The 19,841-nt window shown below is 66.7% G+C and carries 15 protein-coding genes; all 15 read left to right on the forward strand.

The annotated features are described in order from the left end of the window. Positions 1–96: 96 nt before the first annotated feature. Positions 97–3,564 (forward strand): DNA-directed RNA polymerase subunit beta, encoded by a 3,468-nt coding sequence (rpoB, locus tag NE857_RS05205; RefSeq protein ID WP_017578647.1) that lies wholly within the window; start codon positions 97–99, stop codon positions 3,562–3,564. Between the two features lie 34 nt (positions 3,565–3,598). Further along, on the forward strand, positions 3,599–7,477 hold the full coding sequence (locus NE857_RS05210) for a DNA-directed RNA polymerase subunit beta' (RefSeq protein ID WP_254420025.1): 3,879 nt from the start codon (positions 3,599–3,601) through the stop codon (positions 7,475–7,477). 149 nt (positions 7,478–7,626) lie between these two features. Then, positions 7,627–10,476 carry a hypothetical protein gene (locus NE857_RS05215; protein ID WP_254420026.1) on the forward strand — a complete coding sequence of 950 codons (2,850 nt, stop codon included), beginning with the start codon at positions 7,627–7,629 and terminating at the stop codon, positions 10,474–10,476. A 471-nt stretch (positions 10,477–10,947) separates the two neighbouring features. Further along, complete coding sequence (gene rpsL / locus NE857_RS05220; RefSeq protein WP_014912437.1) at positions 10,948–11,319, forward strand: 30S ribosomal protein S12; 372 nt, start codon at positions 10,948–10,950, stop codon at positions 11,317–11,319. A gap of 2 nt (positions 11,320–11,321) precedes the next feature. Then, positions 11,322–11,792: a 30S ribosomal protein S7 gene (gene rpsG, locus NE857_RS05225; protein ID WP_017543010.1), complete on the forward strand. Its 471-nt coding sequence runs from the start codon at positions 11,322–11,324 to the stop codon at positions 11,790–11,792. A gap of 45 nt (positions 11,793–11,837) precedes the next feature. Next, positions 11,838–13,949 (forward strand): elongation factor G, encoded by a 2,112-nt coding sequence (gene fusA, locus NE857_RS05230; protein WP_254420027.1) that lies wholly within the window; start codon positions 11,838–11,840, stop codon positions 13,947–13,949. 83 nt (positions 13,950–14,032) lie between these two features. Beyond that, the gene (tuf, locus tag NE857_RS05235; RefSeq protein WP_017578644.1) at positions 14,033–15,226 is read left to right on the forward strand and encodes an elongation factor Tu; all 1,194 of its coding nucleotides are present in this window, start codon (positions 14,033–14,035) and stop codon (positions 15,224–15,226) included. Between the two features lie 257 nt (positions 15,227–15,483). After that, positions 15,484–15,792, forward strand: a complete 309-nt coding sequence (gene rpsJ, locus NE857_RS05240) for a 30S ribosomal protein S10 (RefSeq protein ID WP_013156110.1) — start codon at positions 15,484–15,486, stop codon at positions 15,790–15,792. Between the two features lie 12 nt (positions 15,793–15,804). Beyond that, positions 15,805–16,455, forward strand: a complete 651-nt coding sequence (rplC, locus tag NE857_RS05245; RefSeq protein ID WP_017543007.1) for a 50S ribosomal protein L3 — start codon at positions 15,805–15,807, stop codon at positions 16,453–16,455. A 3-nt stretch (positions 16,456–16,458) separates the two neighbouring features. Then, positions 16,459–17,130 (forward strand): 50S ribosomal protein L4, encoded by a 672-nt coding sequence (gene rplD / locus NE857_RS05250; RefSeq protein WP_017578643.1) that lies wholly within the window; start codon positions 16,459–16,461, stop codon positions 17,128–17,130. Continuing rightward, on the forward strand, positions 17,127–17,417 hold the full coding sequence (gene rplW, locus NE857_RS05255) for a 50S ribosomal protein L23 (RefSeq protein WP_017578642.1): 291 nt from the start codon (positions 17,127–17,129) through the stop codon (positions 17,415–17,417). The genes rplD and rplW overlap by 4 nt, the downstream gene beginning before the upstream one ends. A gap of 60 nt (positions 17,418–17,477) precedes the next feature. After that, entirely contained in the window at positions 17,478–18,317 is an 840-nt protein-coding gene (gene rplB / locus NE857_RS05260; RefSeq protein ID WP_017543004.1) for a 50S ribosomal protein L2, read from the forward strand. Between the two features lie 12 nt (positions 18,318–18,329). Then, positions 18,330–18,608, forward strand: coding sequence for a 30S ribosomal protein S19 (gene rpsS, locus NE857_RS05265; protein WP_017543003.1), 279 nt, complete (start codon positions 18,330–18,332; stop codon positions 18,606–18,608). Between the two features lie 74 nt (positions 18,609–18,682). Further along, positions 18,683–19,051: a 50S ribosomal protein L22 gene (rplV, locus tag NE857_RS05270; protein WP_017578640.1), complete on the forward strand. Its 369-nt coding sequence runs from the start codon at positions 18,683–18,685 to the stop codon at positions 19,049–19,051. Beyond that, positions 19,051–19,839 (forward strand): 30S ribosomal protein S3, encoded by a 789-nt coding sequence (gene rpsC, locus NE857_RS05275; protein ID WP_017578639.1) that lies wholly within the window; start codon positions 19,051–19,053, stop codon positions 19,837–19,839. The genes rplV and rpsC overlap by 1 nt, the downstream gene beginning before the upstream one ends. Positions 19,840–19,841 lie beyond the last annotated feature (2 nt).

The raw sequence follows: 19,841 nt of genomic DNA on the forward strand, positions 1-19,841 counted from the left end.
GATGTGACCGTCTCAACCGCGTTGCGGCGGTCCTTCTCGTGACGGATCGTCTGGCGTGCGCGCTTCAACCGCCACAAGCCTTCGGAAGGACCCCTGTTGGCAGCCTCGCGCAACGCCTCCGCTAACGCCCTTGGTCCGCACCGCGTTTCTTTCGCTCGCATTCAGGAACCCCTCGCGGTTCCCAACCTTCTTGCCCTGCAGACCGAGTCGTTCGACTGGCTGCTTGGCAACGACACGTGGAAGACGCGGGTCGAGACGGCCCGCAACGCCGGCCGCAAGGACGTTTCGGAGCAGTCCGGTCTCGAAGAGATCTTCGAGGAGATCAGCCCGATCGAGGACTTCTCGGGCACCATGTCCCTCTCGTTCCGGGATCACCGGTTCGAGCCGCCCAAGTACTCCGAAGAGGAGTGCAAGGACAAGGACATGACGTACTCCGCGCCGATGTTCGTCACGGCGGAGTTCATCAACAACGACACCGGTGAGATCAAGAGCCAGACGGTGTTCATGGGCGACTTCCCGCTCATGACCGTCAAGGGCACCTTCATCATCAACGGCACCGAGCGCGTCGTTGTCTCCCAGCTGGTCCGGTCCCCGGGTGTGTACTTCGACAGCTCCGTCGACAAGACCTCGGACAAGGACCTCTTCGGCTGCAAGGTCATCCCGTCCCGCGGTGCCTGGCTGGAGTTCGAGGTCGACAAGCGCGACTTCGTCGGAGTCCGCATCGACCGCAAGCGCAAGCAGGGCGTCACCGTCCTGCTCAAGGCGCTCGGCTGGACCACCGACCAGATCCTGGAGCGTTTCGGCCAGTACGAGTCGATCCGCAACACCCTGGAGAAGGACCCCACCGCGGGCACCGACGACGCGCTGCTGGACATCTACCGCAAGCTGCGTCCGGGAGAGCCGCCCACGAAGGAGTCGGCCCAGGCGCTGCTGGAGAACCTGTACTTCAACCCCAAGCGCTACGACCTGGCCAAGGTCGGCCGGTACAAGATCAACAAGAAGCTCGGCCTCGACACCGACTTCACCCAGGGGACCCTCACCGAAGAGGACATCGTCGCCACCATCGACTACCTCGTGCGCCTGCACGCCGGTGAGATCGAGAAGGAAACCGTCCTGGGCATGCGCCCGGTCGAGACCGACGACATCGACCACTTCGGAAACCGTCGCCTGCGCACCGTCGGCGAGCTCATCCAGAACCAGGTCCGTCTGGGCCTGGCCCGGATGGAGCGCGTCGTCCGCGAGCGGATGACCACCCAGGACGTCGAGGCGATCACGCCGCAGACCCTGATCAACATCCGTCCCGTCGTGGCCTCCATCAAGGAGTTCTTCGGTACTTCGCAGCTGTCCCAGTTCATGGACCAGACCAACCCGCTCGCGGGCCTGACCCACAAGCGCCGCCTCTCGGCGCTGGGTCCGGGCGGTCTGTCCCGTGAGCGCGCGGGCTTCGAGGTCCGAGACGTGCACCCGTCCCACTACGGCCGCATGTGCCCGATCGAGACGCCCGAAGGCCCGAACATCGGTCTGATCGGCTCGCTCGCCGCCTACGGCCGGGTGAACTCCTTCGGTTTCGTGGAGACCCCGTACCGCAAGATCATCGACAACAAGGTCTCCGACGAGGTCCACTACCTGACCGCTGACGAAGAGGACCTCTACGTCATCGCGCAGGCGAACACCCCGATGAAGCCGGACGGCACCTTCGCCGAGGCCAGCGTGCTCGTCCGCCGTAAGGGCGGGGAGTTCGAGCAGGTCAGCACCGACGAGGTCGACTACATGGACGTGTCGCCGCGCCAGATGGTGTCGGTCGCCACCGCCATGATCCCGTTCCTGGAGCACGACGACGCCAACCGCGCGCTCATGGGCTCCAACATGCAGCGCCAGGCCGTGCCGCTGCTCCGCGCCGAGTCGCCCTTCGTCGGCACCGGCATGGAGTACCGCGCCGCCACCGACGCCGGTGAGGTCGTCATCGCCGAGAAGGCCGGTGTCGTCGAGGACGTCACCGCCGACTACGTCACCGTGATGGCCGACGACGGCACGCGCAAGACGTACCGCATGGGCAAGTTCCAGCGCTCCAACCAGGGCACCTGCTTCAACCAGCGACCCATCGTGCACGAGGGTCAGCGCATCGAGGTCAAGCAGGTCCTCGCCGACGGTCCGTCCACGGACCAGGGCGAGATGTCGCTGGGCAAGAACCTCCTCGTGGCGTACATGTCCTGGGAGGGCCACAACTACGAGGACGCGATCATCCTCAGCCAGCGCCTGGTGCAGGACGACGTCCTCTCCTCGATCCACATCGAGGAGCACGAGGTCGACGCCCGTGACACCAAGCTGGGCCCGGAGGAGATCACCCGCGAGATCCCCAACGTCAGCGAGGAGGTCCTGGCCGACCTCGACGACCGGGGCATCATCCGCATCGGCGCCGAGGTCGTCGACGGGGACATCCTCGTCGGCAAGGTCACGCCCAAGGGCGAGACCGAGCTGACCCCGGAGGAGCGCCTGCTGCGCGCCATCTTCGGTGAGAAGGCCCGCGAGGTCCGCGACACCTCCCTGAAGGTGCCGCACGGCGAGACCGGCAAGGTCATCGGCGTCCGCGTCTTCAGCCGCGACGAGGGCGACGAGCTCGCCCCCGGCGTCAACGAGATGGTCCGCGTCTACGTGGCCCAGAAGCGCAAGATCACCGATGGTGACAAGCTCGCCGGCCGTCACGGCAACAAGGGCGTCATCTCGAAGATCCTGCCCCAGGAGGACATGCCCTTCCTGGAGGACGGCACGCCCGTCGACATCATCCTCAACCCGCTGGGCGTCCCCGGCCGAATGAACGTCGGTCAGGTGCTCGAAGTCCACTTGGGCTGGCTGGCCAAGAACGGCTGGCTGGTCGAAGGGGTCGAGGAGGAGTGGCAGAAGTCGCTGCACGCGATCGGAGCGGCCGAGGTCGACCCGAACTCGCGCGTGGCCACGCCGGTCTTCGACGGCCTGCACGGTGACGAGCTCAGCGGTCTCATCCAGTCGGTCCGCCCGAACAAGGACGGCAACCGCCTCATCAACGAGGACGGCAAGGCCCGCCTGTTCGACGGCCGCACCGGTGAGCCCTTCGCCGAGCCCATCTCCGTCGGCTACAAGTACATCCTGAAGCTTCACCACCTCGTGGACGACAAGATCCACGCCCGCTCCACCGGCCCGTACTCCATGATCACGCAGCAGCCGCTGGGTGGTAAGGCGCAGTTCGGCGGCCAGCGGTTCGGTGAGATGGAGGTCTGGGCGCTGGAGGCCTACGGTGCCGCCTACGCGCTCCAGGAGCTGCTCACCATCAAGTCCGACGACGTGGTGGGTCGCGTCAAGGTCTACGAGGCCATCGTCAAGGGCGAGAACATCCCTGAGCCGGGTATCCCTGAGTCCTTCAAGGTGCTCATCAAGGAGATGCAGTCGCTCTGTCTGAACGTGGAGGTGCTGTCCAGTGACGGTATGTCCATCGAGATGCGGGACAGTGACGAGGACGTCTTCCGCGCCGCGGAAGAACTGGGAATCGACCTGGGCAGGCGAGAGCCGAGCAGTGTCGAAGAGGTCTAACTTCCGCGGGATTCGAGAGCAGGGGACGAATTAAGTGCTCGACGTCAACTTCTTCGACGAGCTGCGGATTGGCCTCGCCACCGCCGACGACATTCGCCAGTGGTCACACGGCGAGGTCAAGAAGCCCGAAACCATCAACTACCGAACCCTCAAGCCCGAGAAGGACGGACTCTTCTGCGAGAAGATCTTCGGTCCGACCCGGGACTGGGAGTGCTACTGCGGTAAGTACAAGCGCGTCCGCTTCAAGGGCATCATCTGTGAGCGCTGCGGCGTCGAGGTGACCCGTGCCAAGGTGCGCCGTGAGCGGATGGGCCACATTGAGCTGGCCGCTCCCGTCACGCACATCTGGTACTTCAAGGGCGTGCCCTCCCGTCTGGGCTACCTGCTGGACCTGGCGCCGAAGGATCTCGAGAAGATCATCTACTTCGCCGCCTACATGGTCACGTGGGTGGACACCGAGGCGCGTGAGCGCGACCTGCAGTCGCTCGAGGCACGGATCTCGGTCGAGAAGCAGCACCTGGAGCAGCGCCGCGACTCCACCATCGAGGAGCGCCACCGCAAGCTCGAGGCCGACCTGGCCGAGCTCGAGGAGCAGGGTGCCAAGGGCGACGCCCGTCGCAAGGTGCGCGAGGGCGCCGAGCGCGAGATGCGCCAGCTGCGCGACCGCGCCCAGCGCGAGATCGACCGCCTCGACGAGGTGTGGAGCCGTTTCAAGAACCTCAAGGTCCAGGACCTCGAGGGCGACGAGATGCTCTACCGCGAGATGCGCGACCGCTTCGGGAAGTACTTCCGCGGCGGCATGGGCGCCCAGGCCATCCAGGACCGCCTGTCCAACTTCGAGCTGGACGAGGAGGCGGAGAAGCTCCGGGAGACCATCCGCACCGGCAAGGGCCAGAAGAAGGCCCGCGCCCTGAAGCGGCTCAAGGTCGTCTCGGCGTTCCTCAACACCACCAACAGCCCCATGGGCATGGTGCTGGACTGCATCCCGGTCATCCCGCCGGACCTTCGTCCGATGGTGCAGCTGGACGGTGGCCGCTTCGCGACCTCCGACCTCAACGACCTGTACCGTCGCGTCATCAACCGGAACAACCGCCTCAAGCGGCTGCTGGACCTCGGCGCGCCCGAGATCATCGTCAACAACGAGAAGCGGATGCTGCAGGAGGCCGTCGACGCGCTGTTCGACAACGGCCGCCGCGGTCGCCCGGTCACCGGTCCCGGTAACCGTCCGCTCAAGTCGCTGTCCGACATGCTCAAGGGCAAGCAGGGTCGTTTCCGTCAGAACCTGCTCGGCAAGCGAGTCGACTACTCCGGCCGTTCGGTCATCGTCGTCGGCCCGCAGCTGAAGCTGCACCAGTGCGGTCTGCCCAAGCAGATGGCCCTGGAGCTCTTCAAGCCGTTCGTGATGAAGCGCCTGGTCGACCTGAACCACGCGCAGAACATCAAGAGCGCCAAGCGCATGGTGGAGCGGTCCCGCCCCGTCGTGTGGGACGTCCTCGAAGAGGTCATCACCGAGCACCCGGTTCTGCTGAACCGTGCTCCCACGCTGCACCGTCTGGGTATCCAGGCCTTCGAGCCGCAGCTGGTCGAGGGCAAGGCCATCCAGATCCACCCGCTCGTGTGCACCGCGTTCAACGCGGACTTCGACGGTGACCAGATGGCCGTCCACCTTCCGCTGTCCGCCGAGGCCCAGGCCGAGGCGCGACTGCTGATGCTGGCGACCAACAACATCCTCAAGCCGTCCGACGGCAAGCCCGTGACCATGCCCACCCAGGACATGATCATCGGTCTGTACTACCTGACGACGGAACGCGTCGGCGCCGCCGGCGAGGGCCGTGCCTTCCGCTCCCCGGCCGAGGCCATCATGGCCTACGACCTGGGCGCCCTGGACCTGCAGGCCAAGATCCGGCTGCGTATCGCCGACGGCGCTCCCGCGCCCAAGGACTGGACGCCGCCGGAGGGCTGGGAGCCGGGTGACGTCTACGTCCTGGAGACCACTCTGGGCCGGTACCTCTTCAACGAGGCCACCCCGGTGGACTACCCGTACGTCAACTTCCAGGTGGGCAAGAAGCAGGTCTCGGTCCTGGTCAACGACCTCGCCGAGAACTACCCCAAGGTCCAGGTCGCCACGACCCTGGACGCCCTGAAGGACGCCGGTTACCGCTGGGCCACCCGGTCCGGTCTGACCATCGGTATCGAGGACGTCGTCGCGCCTCCGCGCAAGGCCGAGATCCTCGGTGGCTACGACCGCAAGGCCGACAAGATCCAGCGGGAGTACGACCGCGGTCTGATCACCGACGACGAGCGCCGCCAGGAGCTCACCGAGGTGTGGACCCAGGCCACGGCCGAGGTCGCCAAGGACATGGAGGACAACTTCCCCGCCGACAACCCGGTGTGGATGATGGTCCAGTCCGGTGCGCGTGGTAACCCGATGCAGGTGCGCCAGATCGCCGGTATCCGTGGTCTGGTCTCCAACACCAAGGGTGAGACGATCCCGCGTCCGATCAAGTCCTCCTACCGTGAGGGCCTGTCCGTGCTGGAGTACTTCATCTCCACGCACGGTCAGCGCAAGGGTCTGGCCGACACCGCCCTGCGTACCGCCGACTCGGGTTACCTGACCCGTCGTCTGGTGGACGTCGCGCAGGACGTCATCGTCCGTGAGATCGACTGCGGCACCGACCGTTCGCTCTGGCACGAGATCGGCGAGAAGAACGCCGCCGGTGTCGTCGTGCGCAAGCACAACGTCGAGAACACCGGTTTCGGCCGGACCATCGCCGAGGACACGCTGGACCCCGAGGGCAACCTCGTGCTCCCGGCCCTGTCCGACACCTCCGAGCAGAACATCGACAAGCTGGTCGCCCACGGGGTCACCCGCGTGCGCATCCGCTCGTCGCTGACCTGTGAGGCGAAGATCGGCGTCTGCACCACCTGCTACGGCCGCTCCATGGCGACCGGCAAGCCGGTGGACGTCGGTGAGGCGATCGGTATCATCGCGGCCCAGTCCATCGGTGAGCCCGGTACCCAGCTGACCATGCGTACCTTCCACATGGGTGGTTCGGCCGGTCAGGACATCACGCACGGTCTGCCCCGTGTCCAGGAGCTCTTCGAGGCCCGTGTCCCGAAGGGTATGGCCCCGATCTCCGAGATGGAGGGCCGGATCCGGATCGACGACACCGAGAAGAGCCGCAAGATCGTCGTCATTCCCGACGACGGCACGGACGAGATCGCCTACCCGGTCCCGATGCGTGCGCAGCTCCTGGTGAGCGACGGCGACCACGTCAAGGTCGGCCAGCAGCTCATCCAGGGTGCGATCAACCCGCACGAGGTGCTTCGCATCCAGGGTCCGCGCGCGGTGCAGCAGCACCTCGTGTCGGAGGTCCAGGACGTGTACAAGTCGCAGGGTGTGTCCATCCACGACAAGCACATCGAGATCATCGTCCGCCAGATGCTCAAGCGAGTGAACATCCTGGAGTCGGGCGACACCGAGCTTCTGCCCGGTGAGATGGTCGAGCGTCCGAAGTTCGAGCGGATCAACCGACGCGTCGTGTCCGAAGGCGGCCAGCCGGCCGCCGGACGTCCGGTGCTGCTGGGTATCACCAAGGCCTCGCTGGCCACGGAGTCCTGGCTGTCGGCGGCCTCCTTCCAGGAGACCACCCGCGTGCTGACCGAGAACGCGATCCACGGCAAGAGCGACCCGCTGCTCGGCCTCAAGGAGAACGTCATCATCGGTAAGCTCATCCCGGCCGGTACCGGTATTCCGCAGTACCGCAACATCCGGGTGGAGCCGACCGAGGAGGCCAAGGCCTCGATGTACTCGGTCTCCGGTTACGAGGAGCCGAGCGAGTACACCTTCGGTCAGGGATCGGGCGAGGCCGTTCCGCTGGAGGAGTACGACTTCGGGCCGTACAACCGGTAAGCGCCAACCTGAACGTTGGCTGAGCTGACGGCGGCGGTCAGCCACCCCCACTCCGGGGGTGGCCCCGCCGCCGTTTTCGTCGTTGTCGGTTCGTACACTGCGGTGCGGACGGGGAGAGGGCGCTACGGCGCCGGCGGGAGAGCAGGCAAGTGACTGAAAACGGGGGCGGAGCGCCGGGTAACCGGGGCTCCGAAGCGGATGCGGACTCGTGGTTCAAGCCCAGTGAGAACCGCAACCGCACACAGTCGGAGTACCAGGATCCGCTGGAACAGGAGGGCGCGCCCGAGGGCGACGCCCCTGAGGGTGGTGCGGTCTTCCCGGACAGCGGGGGATACGCGGGGCTGAGCGCGTCGCGTCCGGCCATGGTCGAGCCCTACCCGGACCTGGGGGCTCCGCCCGTGACGCCTCCGGCGGCACCGCCCGCCACCGAGCAGCCCCCGTACGCCCCCGGCGCCATCTCCTACCCGGGCGCGGGCGCGTCGGCCTACCAGCCGGTCACCCGGATCCCGGGGGAGAGCGACCCGCTGGCGGCCCCGCAGGAGCGTCCGGTGCCCTGGGAGCCGCAGGCGCCCCGTGAGCCCGAAGGGTTCCCCGCGGACGAAGGGCCGCGGACCCCCGAAGCTCCGGAAGCACAAGCGGCACCCCAGGCATACGAGGCGCCGACCTACGAAGCACCCACCTACGAGGCGCCTCCGGCCCCCGAGGAACCCGCCCCCACCGGCGGCTACCCGGGTATCGCCGCGAGCGCCGACGTGCCGCTGCCCCCCGAGGACCCCCAGGTCCCCTCGGAACCGGCGCACGACAGCTGGGCGACCGGCACCAACGACTCGTGGACCCCCGAGCCCGCACCGGCGCAGCCCGCACCGGAGCGGTTCGAGGTCGAGCGGCCCGCCGAGGCGCAGGCCTGGGCCCCGCGGCCCGAGCGGACCGAGGACACCTGGACCCCGGAAGCCCTCGTACCCGAAGCACCTCTTCCCGAGGCCGACACCTGGAGCCCGCGGACCGAGCGGCCGGTCGAGGACGAGCCGTGGGGGCCGGGGCCCGTCGAGGCGCAAGCCTGGGCCCCGCGGCCCGAGCAGACGGAGGCGGAAGCCTGGGCCGCGCGGCCCGAAGACGCGTGGACACCGCCCGCCGAGGCCTCCTGGGCCCCGCAGGCGGCTCCGGAGCCCGCGGTGCCAGCCGTGGACGAGCCGTGGAGTCCGCGGTCCGCCCAGAGCGACTGGACGCCTCCGGCCGAGGAACTCCGGCAGCCCGAACCGGCCCGGGAACAGCCGGACGAGTGGCCGGGCGCCGGCGGCCTGGACAGCTGGAGCCCCACCCCGGACACCGGGGACGCCTGGAAGGGCGCGGGCACCACCGAGCCGTGGGCCGACCCGGCCGACCAGCAGTGGTCCGAGCCCGCCCACACCCCGTCCCCCACCGGCGACCAGTACGACGACGAGCTCTCCCCGCGGCCCGCGCCGCATGTCGGCGATTCGGTCTCCGCCCCGGCCCCGTCCTACGGCACCGACCGCTACGACGACGAGCTTTCTCCCCCGGCCCCGGCCCCCTCCGACGCGGTGCCCGCCGACGAGGGCGGTCTGGGCAGCGGGAGCGGCAACACCTGGGCCTTCGACCGCGACGACCCGCGCCTGCCGGACGTCGTCCGCGACGCCGAGCGCCGCCGTCGGGAGTCGGCCCCGGAGGAGCCCGTCTACTCCGACTGGGGCGTCGCGCCCGAGAGCGAGAACACCGCGCAGAGCGCTCCGGAGCGGGAGAGCGGCCCCGACACGGGCGAGCTGTCCGCCGCCGTGGCCACCTCCGACGACCCCCTGGCCGCCATCGCCGACATGCAGTCGCGGGCCAAGGCCAAGGAACCCCAGGAGGTGGGGGAGGAGGAAGCCTGGGCCTCGCGGCCCGAGCGGACCGAGGCGGAAACCTGGGCCTCGCGGCCCGAGCCGACCGAGTACGCCCCCGGGCCCGACTCCGGGCAGCAGTGGGACGACCATTCCTGGGACGCGCCCGCCCGGGCCGAGGCGGCCTGGGACCAGGACCCGCTCCGGGATCCGCTCCAACAGCCCGAACCCGCCGCCTGGGGCGGGACGCCCGGGGAAGGCGACGAGTCCTGGCGGGGCGGTGAGGGCGCCACCCAGATGTTCACCGCGCCCTCGTTCGAGCAGGCCCCCGAGCCCGATGCTCGCGGTGCCCGGACCCGGGACCACTCCGACTACGACGAGCTCGGCTTCGACGACCGCGGCCGCGGTGAGCGCGGTCACCCCGACCAGGGTTACGGCGAGCAGGGCTTCGCCGGTCAGGGCTACACCGACCAGGATCACCGTGACCAGGGTTACGACGACCGCGGCTACGGCGACTTCGACGGCCCGGACACCGGTCGCGGTTATGACGACCAGGCCTACGACGACCGTGGCTACGGCGATCAGGGTTACGCCGATGACCAGGGTGACGACCAGCAGGGCCACGGCCGACAGGGCTACGCCGACCGCGGTCACGAGTCCGCCGCCGGCCCGTTCACCGAGGACCGCTTCGACGGGGCCCCGGAAATCCCCGAAGCCCCGGAGCGTGTCGGCCGTCCGGCTGAGGATCGCGCTCCCGAAGGGGAGTCGGACTACGAGGACGGCTTCACCCCCGCGGACTACGGGATGCCGGAGCAGCCCAAGCCGGCCAAGCGCCGCCGGGACAAGATCGCCGAGGACTTCCCCGGTTTCGATGAGGCCCGCGACGACGGCGACTACCCCGGTTACGACAGCATCGACTTCCTGGCCGACACCGAGCCCGGGGCGAACGTGACCCTGTGGCTGGGTCTTGCCTCGGTGATCCCGGTCGTCGGTGTGATCACCGCGATCCTGGCGTTGTTCGTCACCGGTCCCAAGGCGAAGAAGGCGATCCGCGAGTCGCGAGGCACCCTCGACGGCCTGGGTCTGATCACCACCGGTACCGTCTTCGCGGTCATCGGTATCGTCGTGACGGTGATCTCCGTCGCGATCTGGTTCGTGGTGTAGCTTCTCGGCCGCTTCCGGTGAACAATGGGTTCTCCGGGGGCGGCCGTTTACTGTTGACGGCCCTCCACCCGCCCTTCGGCGGGAATCTGGGGCGAAACGAGTCTGGAAGCGCGTAGACTGAGGTTGACCCACGGCTACGCGAGATCCGGTTCCGCTTGTCTCGCCATGTCGCACACCGTTTTGACCGCATGTTCGGTTAGCGGTAGCCTGTGTGATTGTGCCCGTGAGTCGACGGGTCACACGTGTGTGTGCGGCGCCCCAGTCCTCCACAGGACGGACAGAAGGCGCGCTGCGCACGTGAACCCCCTCCTGTGAATCGGCCTTCCGGCCGGGTGCTCGCCCGTTCGCCATGCGTGGGAACGAGGGCGACACGCCCGACCTCGGGGGTCGGGGAGATTCGGGAAATTCAGCAGGTCAATAGCGATATCGGCTACGAGAACCGGCGTAGGTCACGAGGAAGACGGAGACGCGGTGCCCACCATCCAGCAGCTGGTCCGCAAGGGCCGACAGGACAAGGTCGCAAAGAACAAGACCCCGGCGCTGAAGGGGAGTCCGCAGCGTCGTGGTGTGTGCACGCGTGTCTACACCACTACGCCGAAGAAGCCGAACTCCGCTCTGCGTAAGGTCGCTCGCGTCAAGCTGAGCAGCGGCATCGAGGTCACGGCCTACATTCCCGGCATTGGTCACAACCTCCAGGAGCACAGCATCGTGCTGGTTCGTGGCGGTCGTGTGAAGGACCTGCCGGGCGTTCGCTACCGAATTGTCCGCGGTTCGCTCGACACCCAGGGTGTCCGAGGCCGCAAGCAGGCCCGTAGCCACTACGGCGCCAAGAAGGAGAAGTAAGCATGCCGCGCAAGGGCCCGGCGCCGAAGCGCCAGCTCATCACCGACCCGGTCTACGGCTCGCCGCTCGTCACCGCACTGATCAACAAGGTGCTTCTCGACGGCAAGCGCTCCATCGCTCAGGCGGTCGTGTACGACGCCCTCGAGGGCGCCCGTGAGAAGTCCGGTCAGGACCCGCTCGTCGTTCTCAAGCGAGCCCTGGACAACGTCAAGCCCGCGCTGGAGGTCCGCAGCCGCCGTGTTGGTGGCGCGACCTACCAGGTGCCGGTCGAGGTTCGCGCCTCCCGGTCCACCACGCTGGCCCTGCGCTGGCTGGTCTCCTACTCGCGTCAGCGTCGTGAAAAGACCATGACCGAGCGTCTGATGAACGAGCTGGTTGACGCCAGCAACGGTCTGGGCGCGGCTGTCAAGAAGCGTGAGGACACGCACAAGATGGCCGAGTCGAACAAGGCCTTCGCCCACTACCGCTGGTAATCCCGCGGCGAATCGATTCCTTGAGACCTAGGGAAGACGAGCCTCATGGCTAAGACTTTGCTTGACCTGGCCAAGGTCCGCAACATCGGCATCATGGCCCACATCGACGCGGGCAAGACGACGACGACCGAGCGGATCCTCTACTACACCGGTGTGACCCACAAGGTGGGCGAGGTCCACGATGGCGCTGCCACCATGGACTGGATGAAGGAGGAGCAGGAGCGGGGTATCACCATTACCTCGGCTGCTACCACCACCCACTGGGACGACCACACCATCAACATCATCGACACGCCCGGCCACGTCGACTTCACGGTCGAGGTCGAGCGGTCGCTGCGTGTGCTCGACGGTGCCGTCGCGGTGTTCGACGCCAAGGAAGGCGTGGAGCCCCAGTCGGAGCAGGTCTGGCGTCAGGCCGACCGTTACAAGGTCCCGCGGATCTGCTTCGTCAACAAGATGGACAAGATCGGCGCCGAGTTCCAGCGTTGTGTCGACATGTTCCGTGAGCGCCTCGGCGCGAACGCCATGCCGATCCAGCTGAACATCGGTGCCGAGAGCGACTTCAAGGGCGTCATCGACCTCGTGAAGATGAAGGCCTACGTCTGGAACGACGAGGCCGCGCTCGGCGAGATGTACGACACCGTCGACATCCCCGAGACTCACGTGGACGCCGCCCGCGAGGCTCGCGACCAGTTCATCGAGACGCTGGCCGAGGCCGACGACGAGATCATGGAGCTGTACCTCGAGGGCAAGGAGCCCACCGAGGAGCAGCTGGTGCCCGCGATCCGTCGCGCCACCATCGCCGGTACCGCGATCCCGATCGTCTGCGGCACCGCGTTCAAGAACAAGGGCGTTCAGCCCCTGCTCGACGCGGTCACCGCTTACCTTCCCTCGCCCCTGGACGTGGACGCCATCGAGGGCCACGACCCCAAGGACGAGACCGAGGAGACGAAGCTCGAGCGCAAGCCGAGCGTCGACGAGCCGATGTCCGCGCTGGTCTTCAAGATCATGAGCGACCCGCACCTGGGTCGCCTGACCTACCTGCGCATCTACTCGGGCGTTCTCAACACCGGTACCCAGGTTCTGAACAGCCTGAAGGGCCGCAAGGAGCGCATCGGCAAGATCTACCGCATGCACTCCAACAAGCGTGAGGAGATCGCCGAGGCGGGCGCGGGCGACATCGTCGCGGTCATGGGTCTGAAGGACACCACGACCGGCGAGACGCTCTGCGACCAGTCGGCTCCGATCGTCCTGGAGTCCATGACCTTCCCGGCTCCGGTCATCGAGGTGGCCATCGAGCCGAAGACCAAGAGCGACCAGGAGAAGCTGGGCATCGCGATCCAGCGTCTGGCCGACGAGGACCCCTCCTTCCAGGTGGCCTCGGACGAGCAGACCGGTCAGACCGTGATCTCCGGTATGGGTGAGCTGCACCTCGAGGTGCTGGTCAACCGTATGCGCGACGAGTTCAAGGTCGAGGCGAACATCGGTAAGCCCCAGGTGGCCTACCGGGAGACCATTCGCAAGAAGGTCGAAGGCCACGTCTACACCCACAAGAAGCAGACCGGTGGGTCGGGCCAGTTCGCCAAGGTCAAGATCGACCTTGAGCCGCTCGTGGTCGAAGAGGGCGACGCGTCCGGGTACGAGTTCGTCAACTCCGTCACCGGTGGCCGCATCCCGCGGGAGTACATCCCGTCGGTCGACGCCGGCTGCCAGGAGGCCGCTGAGCTGGGTGTGCTCGCGCACTACCCGCTCGTCGGCATCAAGGTGACGCTGCAGGACGGCCAGTACCACGACGTCGACTCCTCGGAGATGGCGTTCAAGACCGCTGGTTCGATGGCCTTCAAGGAGGCCGTCAAGCTCGCGAAGCCCACGCTGCTCGAGCCGGTCATGGCCGTTGAGGTCACGACGCCCGAGGAGTACATGGGTGACGTGATCGGTGACCTGAACTCCCGTCGTGGACAGATCCAGTCCATGGACGAGCGTTCCGGGGTCCGGGTCGTCAAGGCCCAGGTGCCCCTTTCGGAAATGTTCGGCTACGTGGGTGACCTGCGCAGCCGTACGCAGGGTCGAGCCAACTACTCGATGGTGTTCGACTCCTATGCGGAGGTTCCGTCCGCTGTCGCCACCGAAATCGTGGCGAAGGTTCGCGGCGAATAGCCGCGAACACGAAACCCGGCTGTTCCCCGTGCCCACGGGGTTGGACCACAGCCAGATAGATCTGTACGTCTAGGAGATTTCCAGTGGCGAAGGCAAAATTCGAGCGGACTAAGCCGCACGTCAACATCGGCACCATCGGTCACATCGACCACGGCAAGACCACGCTGACGGCAGCCATCACCAAGGTTCTGCACGACGCGTACCCGGAGCTGAACCCGTTCACCCCGTTCGAGGACATCGACAACGCTCCTGAGGAGCGCGAGCGCGGTATCACCATCTCCGTCGCTCACGTCGAGTACCAGACCGAGGCGCGTCACTACGCTCACGTCGACTGCCCCGGTCACGCTGACTACGTGAAGAACATGATCACGGGTGCCGCGCAGATGGACGGCGCGATCCTGGTCGTGGCCGCCACCGACGGCCCGATGCCGCAGACCAAGGAGCACGTCCTCCTTGCTCGCCAGGTCGGCGTCCCCGCCATCGTCGTCGCCCTGAACAAGGCCGACATGGTGGACGACGAGGAGATCTTCGAGCTCGTCGAGCTCGAGGTCCGTGAGCTCCTCAGCGAGTACGAGTTCCCCGGCGACGACGTCCCGGTCACCAAGGTCTCGGCGCTCAAGGCGCTCGAGGGCGACGCCGAGTGGGGCAAGTCCGTCCTGGAGCTCATGGGCACGGTCGACAGCTTCATTCCGGAGCCCGAGCGTGACACCGAGAAGCCCTTCCTGATGCCGATCGAGGACGTCTTCTCGATCACCGGTCGCGGCACCGTCGTCACCGGCCGTATCGAGCGCGGCATCGTCAACGTCAACGAGACCGTTGACATTGTCGGCATCAAGGAAGAGAAGCAGACCACCACCGTCACCGGTGTTGAGATGTTCCGCAAGCTGCTCGACAACGGTCAGGCCGGCGACAACGTCGGTCTGCTCCTGCGCGGCATCAAGCGCGAGGACGTCGAGCGCGGCCAGGTCGTGATCAAGCCCGGCACGACCACCCCGCACACCGAGTTCGAGGGCCAGGTTGTCATCCTGTCCAAGGACGAGGGCGGCCGCCACACGCCGTTCTTCAACAACTACCGCCCGCAGTTCTACTTCCGCACCACCGACGTCACCGGCGTCGTGACGCTGCCGGAGGGCACGGAGATGGTCATGCCCGGTGACAACACCGAGATGACCGTCAACCTGATCCAGCCGGTCGCGATGGAAGAGGGCCTCAAGTTCGCCATCCGTGAGGGTGGCCGGACCGTGGGCGCGGGTCGCGTCACGAAGATCCTCAAGTAGCACACAAGTTGGGGTGGCCCCATTCGGAGCCGCCCCAGCGCGGTGGGTGGGCCGCTACAAGGCGGCCCGCCCACCCACACTCAAGACGTCATCGGGCTCTGTGACGGTGACGCACCGCAGGGGCAAGCCCTGTTGCGGTTTCTCAAGGGAATAGGGGCTCACGGCCAACACGCCGGCGGATTTCGCCGACGGGCCTGGGCGTCTGTGCCCGGACAGCTCACCGTTACGGACACTGAAGCGAAGGACGAACAGGCCACATGGCGGGACAGAAGATCCGCATTCGGCTAAAGGCCTATGACCACGAGGTCATCGACAGCTCGGCGCGCAAGATCGTTGAGACTGTGACGCGAACTGGCGCACAGGTCGCGGGCCCGGTGCCGCTGCCGACGGAAAAGAACGTTTACTGCGTTATCCGATCGCCGCACAAGTACAAGGACTCGCGCGAGCACTTCGAGATGCGCACCCACAAGCGGCTGATCGACATCATCGACCCCACGCCGAAGACGGTCGACTCGCTCATGCGACTCGACCTCCCGGCTGGCGTTGACATCGAGATCAAGCTTTAAGGACGCACTGACATGGCCACCAAGCAGATCAAGGGAGTTCTGGGCGAAAAGCTCGGCATGACCCAGGTCTTCGACGACGCGGGCAAGATGGTGCCCGTGACCGTCCTGAAGGCCGGTCCGTGCGTCGTGAGCCGCATCCGGACTCCGGACACCGATGGCTACTCCGCCATCCAGCTCGGCTACGGGCAGATCAACCCGCGCAAGGTGAACAAGCCCCTGGGCGACTACCTTCGCGCGAACGACCTGACCCCGCGCCGGCACTACGTCGAGGTGCGCACCACCGACGCCTCCGAGTACACGCTCGGCCAGGAGGTCGACGCCGCCGCGTTCGAGATCGGCCAGAAGGTCGATGTCACGGGCAAGAGCAAGGGCAAGGGTTTCGCCGGTGTGATGAAGCGCCACGGTTTCCGTGGTCTGTCCGCCTCGCACGGCACCCAGCGTAAGCACCGCTCGCCCGGTTCCATCGGCGGCTGCGCCACACCCGGCCGCGTTTTCAAGGGCATGCGGATGGCCGGGCGCATGGGCAACGTGCGCAAGACCGTCCAGAACCTGACCGTTCACTCTGTGGACGCGGAGAAGGGCCTCATCCTGGTCAAGGGTGCTGTCCCCGGTCCCAACGGCGGTCTGGTGCTCGTCCGCACCGCTGTGAAGGGGGACAAGTAAGTCATGGCCCAGATCGAGGTCAAGAACCCCGAGGGCGGCTCCAAGGGCAGCGTTGAGCTCCCCGAGTCCGTCTTCGCCCAGCAGGTCAGCATTCCGCTGATCCACCAGGTCGTGAACGGCCAGCTGGCCGCCGGCCGGCAGGGCACGCACGCCACCAAGACCCGCGGCGAGGTTCGCGGCGGTGGCAAGAAGCCCTACCGCCAGAAGGGAACCGGTCGCGCCCGTCAGGGCTCGATCCGCGCCCCGCAGTACACCGGCGGTGGCACCGTTCACGGTCCCCAGCCGCGTGACTACAGCCAGCGGACCCCCAAGAAGATGAAGGCCGCCGCCCTGCGCGGTGCCCTCTCCGACCGGGCGAACCACGGCCGCATCCACGTCATCAGCACGTTCATCGCTGAGGACGCGGAGAGCAAGTTCACGCAGACCGCTCTGAAGTCGCTGCGTCAGGTCACCGAGTCCGACAAGGTTCTCGTCGTCCTGGCCCGCGAGGACGAGCACAACCGGCGCGCCCTGCGCAACCTCGAAGAGGTCCACATCCTCGACGCGGACCAGGTGAACACCTACGACGTCCTGTACTCGGACGACGTGGTCTTCACCGAGGCGGGCTACGCCGAGTTCCTGGCCCACGCGGCCGGTACCTCGAAGGCCGCTGAGTCCGAGGAGGACGACCAGTGAGGATCGCCGACCACCGGGACATCATCGTCGAGCCGGTGATCTCCGAGAAGAGCTACGGGCTCATGGACGAGAACAAGTACACGTTCATCGTTCGCCCGGACGCCAACAAGACCCAGATCAAGATCGCGATCGAGAAGATCTTCGAGGTGAAGGTCACGAGCGTGAACACGATCAACCGGAAGGGTAAGCGCAAGCGCACCCGTTTCGGTTTCGGGAAGCGTCCCGACACCAAGCGCGCGATCGTCAGCGTGGCCGAGGGCCAGCGGATCGACATCTTCGGTGTCTAGGACCTTTCCGAGGTCTGACCGCTACATGTCAAGCAACACGTAAAGGAATGCGCGAAGAAGATGGGCATTCGTAAGTACAAGCCGACGACGCCGGGTCGTCGCGGCTCCAGCGTGAGCGACTTCGTCGAGATCACGCGCTCGGAGCCGGAGAAGTCCCTGGTCCGTCCGCTTCACTCCAAGGGCGGTCGTAACGGCCACGGCCGGATCACCGCTCGTCACCAGGGTGGTGGCCACAAGCGCGCCTACCGCGTGATCGACTTCCGTCGTCACGACAAGGACGGCGTTCCGGCCAAGGTCGCTCACATCGAGTACGACCCCAACCGCACCGCTCGCATTGCTCTGCTGCACTACGTGGACGGTGAGAAGCGCTACATTCTGGCGCCCGCCGGCCTCAAGCAGGGCGACAAGATCGAGAACGGCCCCCAGTCCGACATCAAGCCGGGCAACTGCCTCCCGCTGCGCAACATCCCCACGGGTACGTTCGTGCACGCGGTCGAGCTGAAGCCCGGTGGCGGTGCCAAGCTGGGTCGTTCCGCGGGGTCGCAGATCCAGCTCCTCGCCAAGGAAGGCCGTTACGCCACGCTGCGTATGCCCTCCGGCGAGATGCGCATGGTCGAGATCTCGTGCCGCGCCACGGTTGGTCAGGTCGGCAATGCCGAGCAGTCCAACATCAACTGGGGCAAGGCCGGCCGCTCGCGGTGGAAGGGCAAGCGCCCGACCGTCCGTGGTGTGGTCATGAACCCGGTCGACCACCCGCACGGTGGTGGTGAGGGCAAGACCTCCGGTGGTCGTCACCCGGTCAGCCCCTGGGGCAAGAAGGAAGGCCGGACCCGGGCCAAGAACAAGGCCAGCGACAAGCTGATCGTGCGGCGTCGGCGTAGCGGTAAGAAGAAGCGGTAAGGAGCACGTCTGATGCCACGTAGCCTTAAGAAGGGTCCCTTCGTCGACGACCACCTCATCAAGAAGGTGGAAGTTCAGAACGAGAAGGGGACCAAGAACGTCATCAAGACGTGGTCCCGGCGATCCATGATTGTCCCGGAGATGATCGGTCACACGATCGCCGTCCACGACGGCCGCAAGCACGTTCCGGTGTTCGTGTCGGAGTCGATGGTCGGCCACAAGCTCGGTGAGTTCGCTCCCACGCGTACTTTCCGTAGCCACGTCAAGGACGACCGCCGCAGCCGCCGCTAGCGGTTGCAGCAGTTGTAAGAACCATTTTCTCCACGGTGAGTGGGGAAGGAATTTCCGTGAGCGAGGGAAAAGCGATGGGAACGAGGGCACAGGCGCGGTTCGTCCGCGTTACGCCCCGAAAGGCTCGCCGGGTGGCGGACCTTATTCGCGGGTTGCCCGCTGACGAGGCACAGGCGGTGCTCCGGTTCGCGCCCCAGTCGGCGAGCGAGCCCGTTGGCAAGGTGCTGGCTAGCGCCATCGCCAACGCTGAGCACAACGACAAGCTGGACCGTGAGTCCCTGGTGGTCGAGCGCGTGTGGGTGGACGAGGGTCCGACCCTGAAGCGCATTCGCCCCCGAGGCTTCGGCCGGGCTTTCCGAGTCACGAAGCGCACGAGCCACATCACTGTGGTCGTCGCTGAGAACTCGGGCGCCTCGTCCAAGACGAAGGAAAGGACCCGATAGTGGGGCAGAAGGTAAACCCGCACGGGTTCCGCCTCGGCATCACCACCGACTTCAAGAGCCGTTGGTACGCCGACAAGTCCTACAAGGACTACGTCAAGGAAGACGTCGCGATCCGTCGGATGCTGACCCGTGGCATGGAGCGCGCGGGCATTTCCAAGGTCGAGATCGAGCGTACCCGTGACCGTGTTCGCGTGGACGTCTACACCGCCCGGCCGGGCATTGTCATCGGCCGCCGCGGCGTTGAGGCTGACCGGATCCGTACGGACCTGGAAAAGCTCACCGGCAAGCAGGTGCAGCTGAACGTCTTCGAGGTCAAGAACCCCGAGATCGACGCGCAGCTCGTCGCCCAGGGCGTCGCTGAGCAGCTGAGCAGCCGCGTGGCTTTCCGCCGCGCGATGCGCAAGGCCATGCAGAGCGCCATGAAGAGTGGCGCCAAGGGTATTCGTATCCAGTGCGGTGGTCGTCTGGGTGGGGCTGAGATGTCCCGCTCGGAGTTCTACCGCGAGGGTCGCGTCCCGCTGCACACGCTGCGCGCCGACATCGACTACGGCTTCTTCGAGGCCCGTACGACGTTCGGTCGCATCGGCGTCAAGGTGTGGATCTACAAGGGCGACGCCCCTGTGACCCGCGCCGAGCGCGAGGCCGCTCAGGCCGCCGCGCGCACCGCCGGTGGCGGTCAGCGCCGTGAGCGTCCGCAGCGCCGCCGTCGTGGCGGTGCCGCTGGCGCCCCGAACACCGACGCCAAGGCTGGTGCTTCGGCCGAGGCCCCGAAGACCGAGGGGAGCTAACC

The sequence above is a fragment of the Nocardiopsis exhalans genome (assembly GCF_024134545.1).
In the GTDB taxonomy this organism is placed as follows: Bacteria; Actinomycetota; Actinomycetes; order Streptosporangiales; family Streptosporangiaceae; genus Nocardiopsis; species Nocardiopsis exhalans.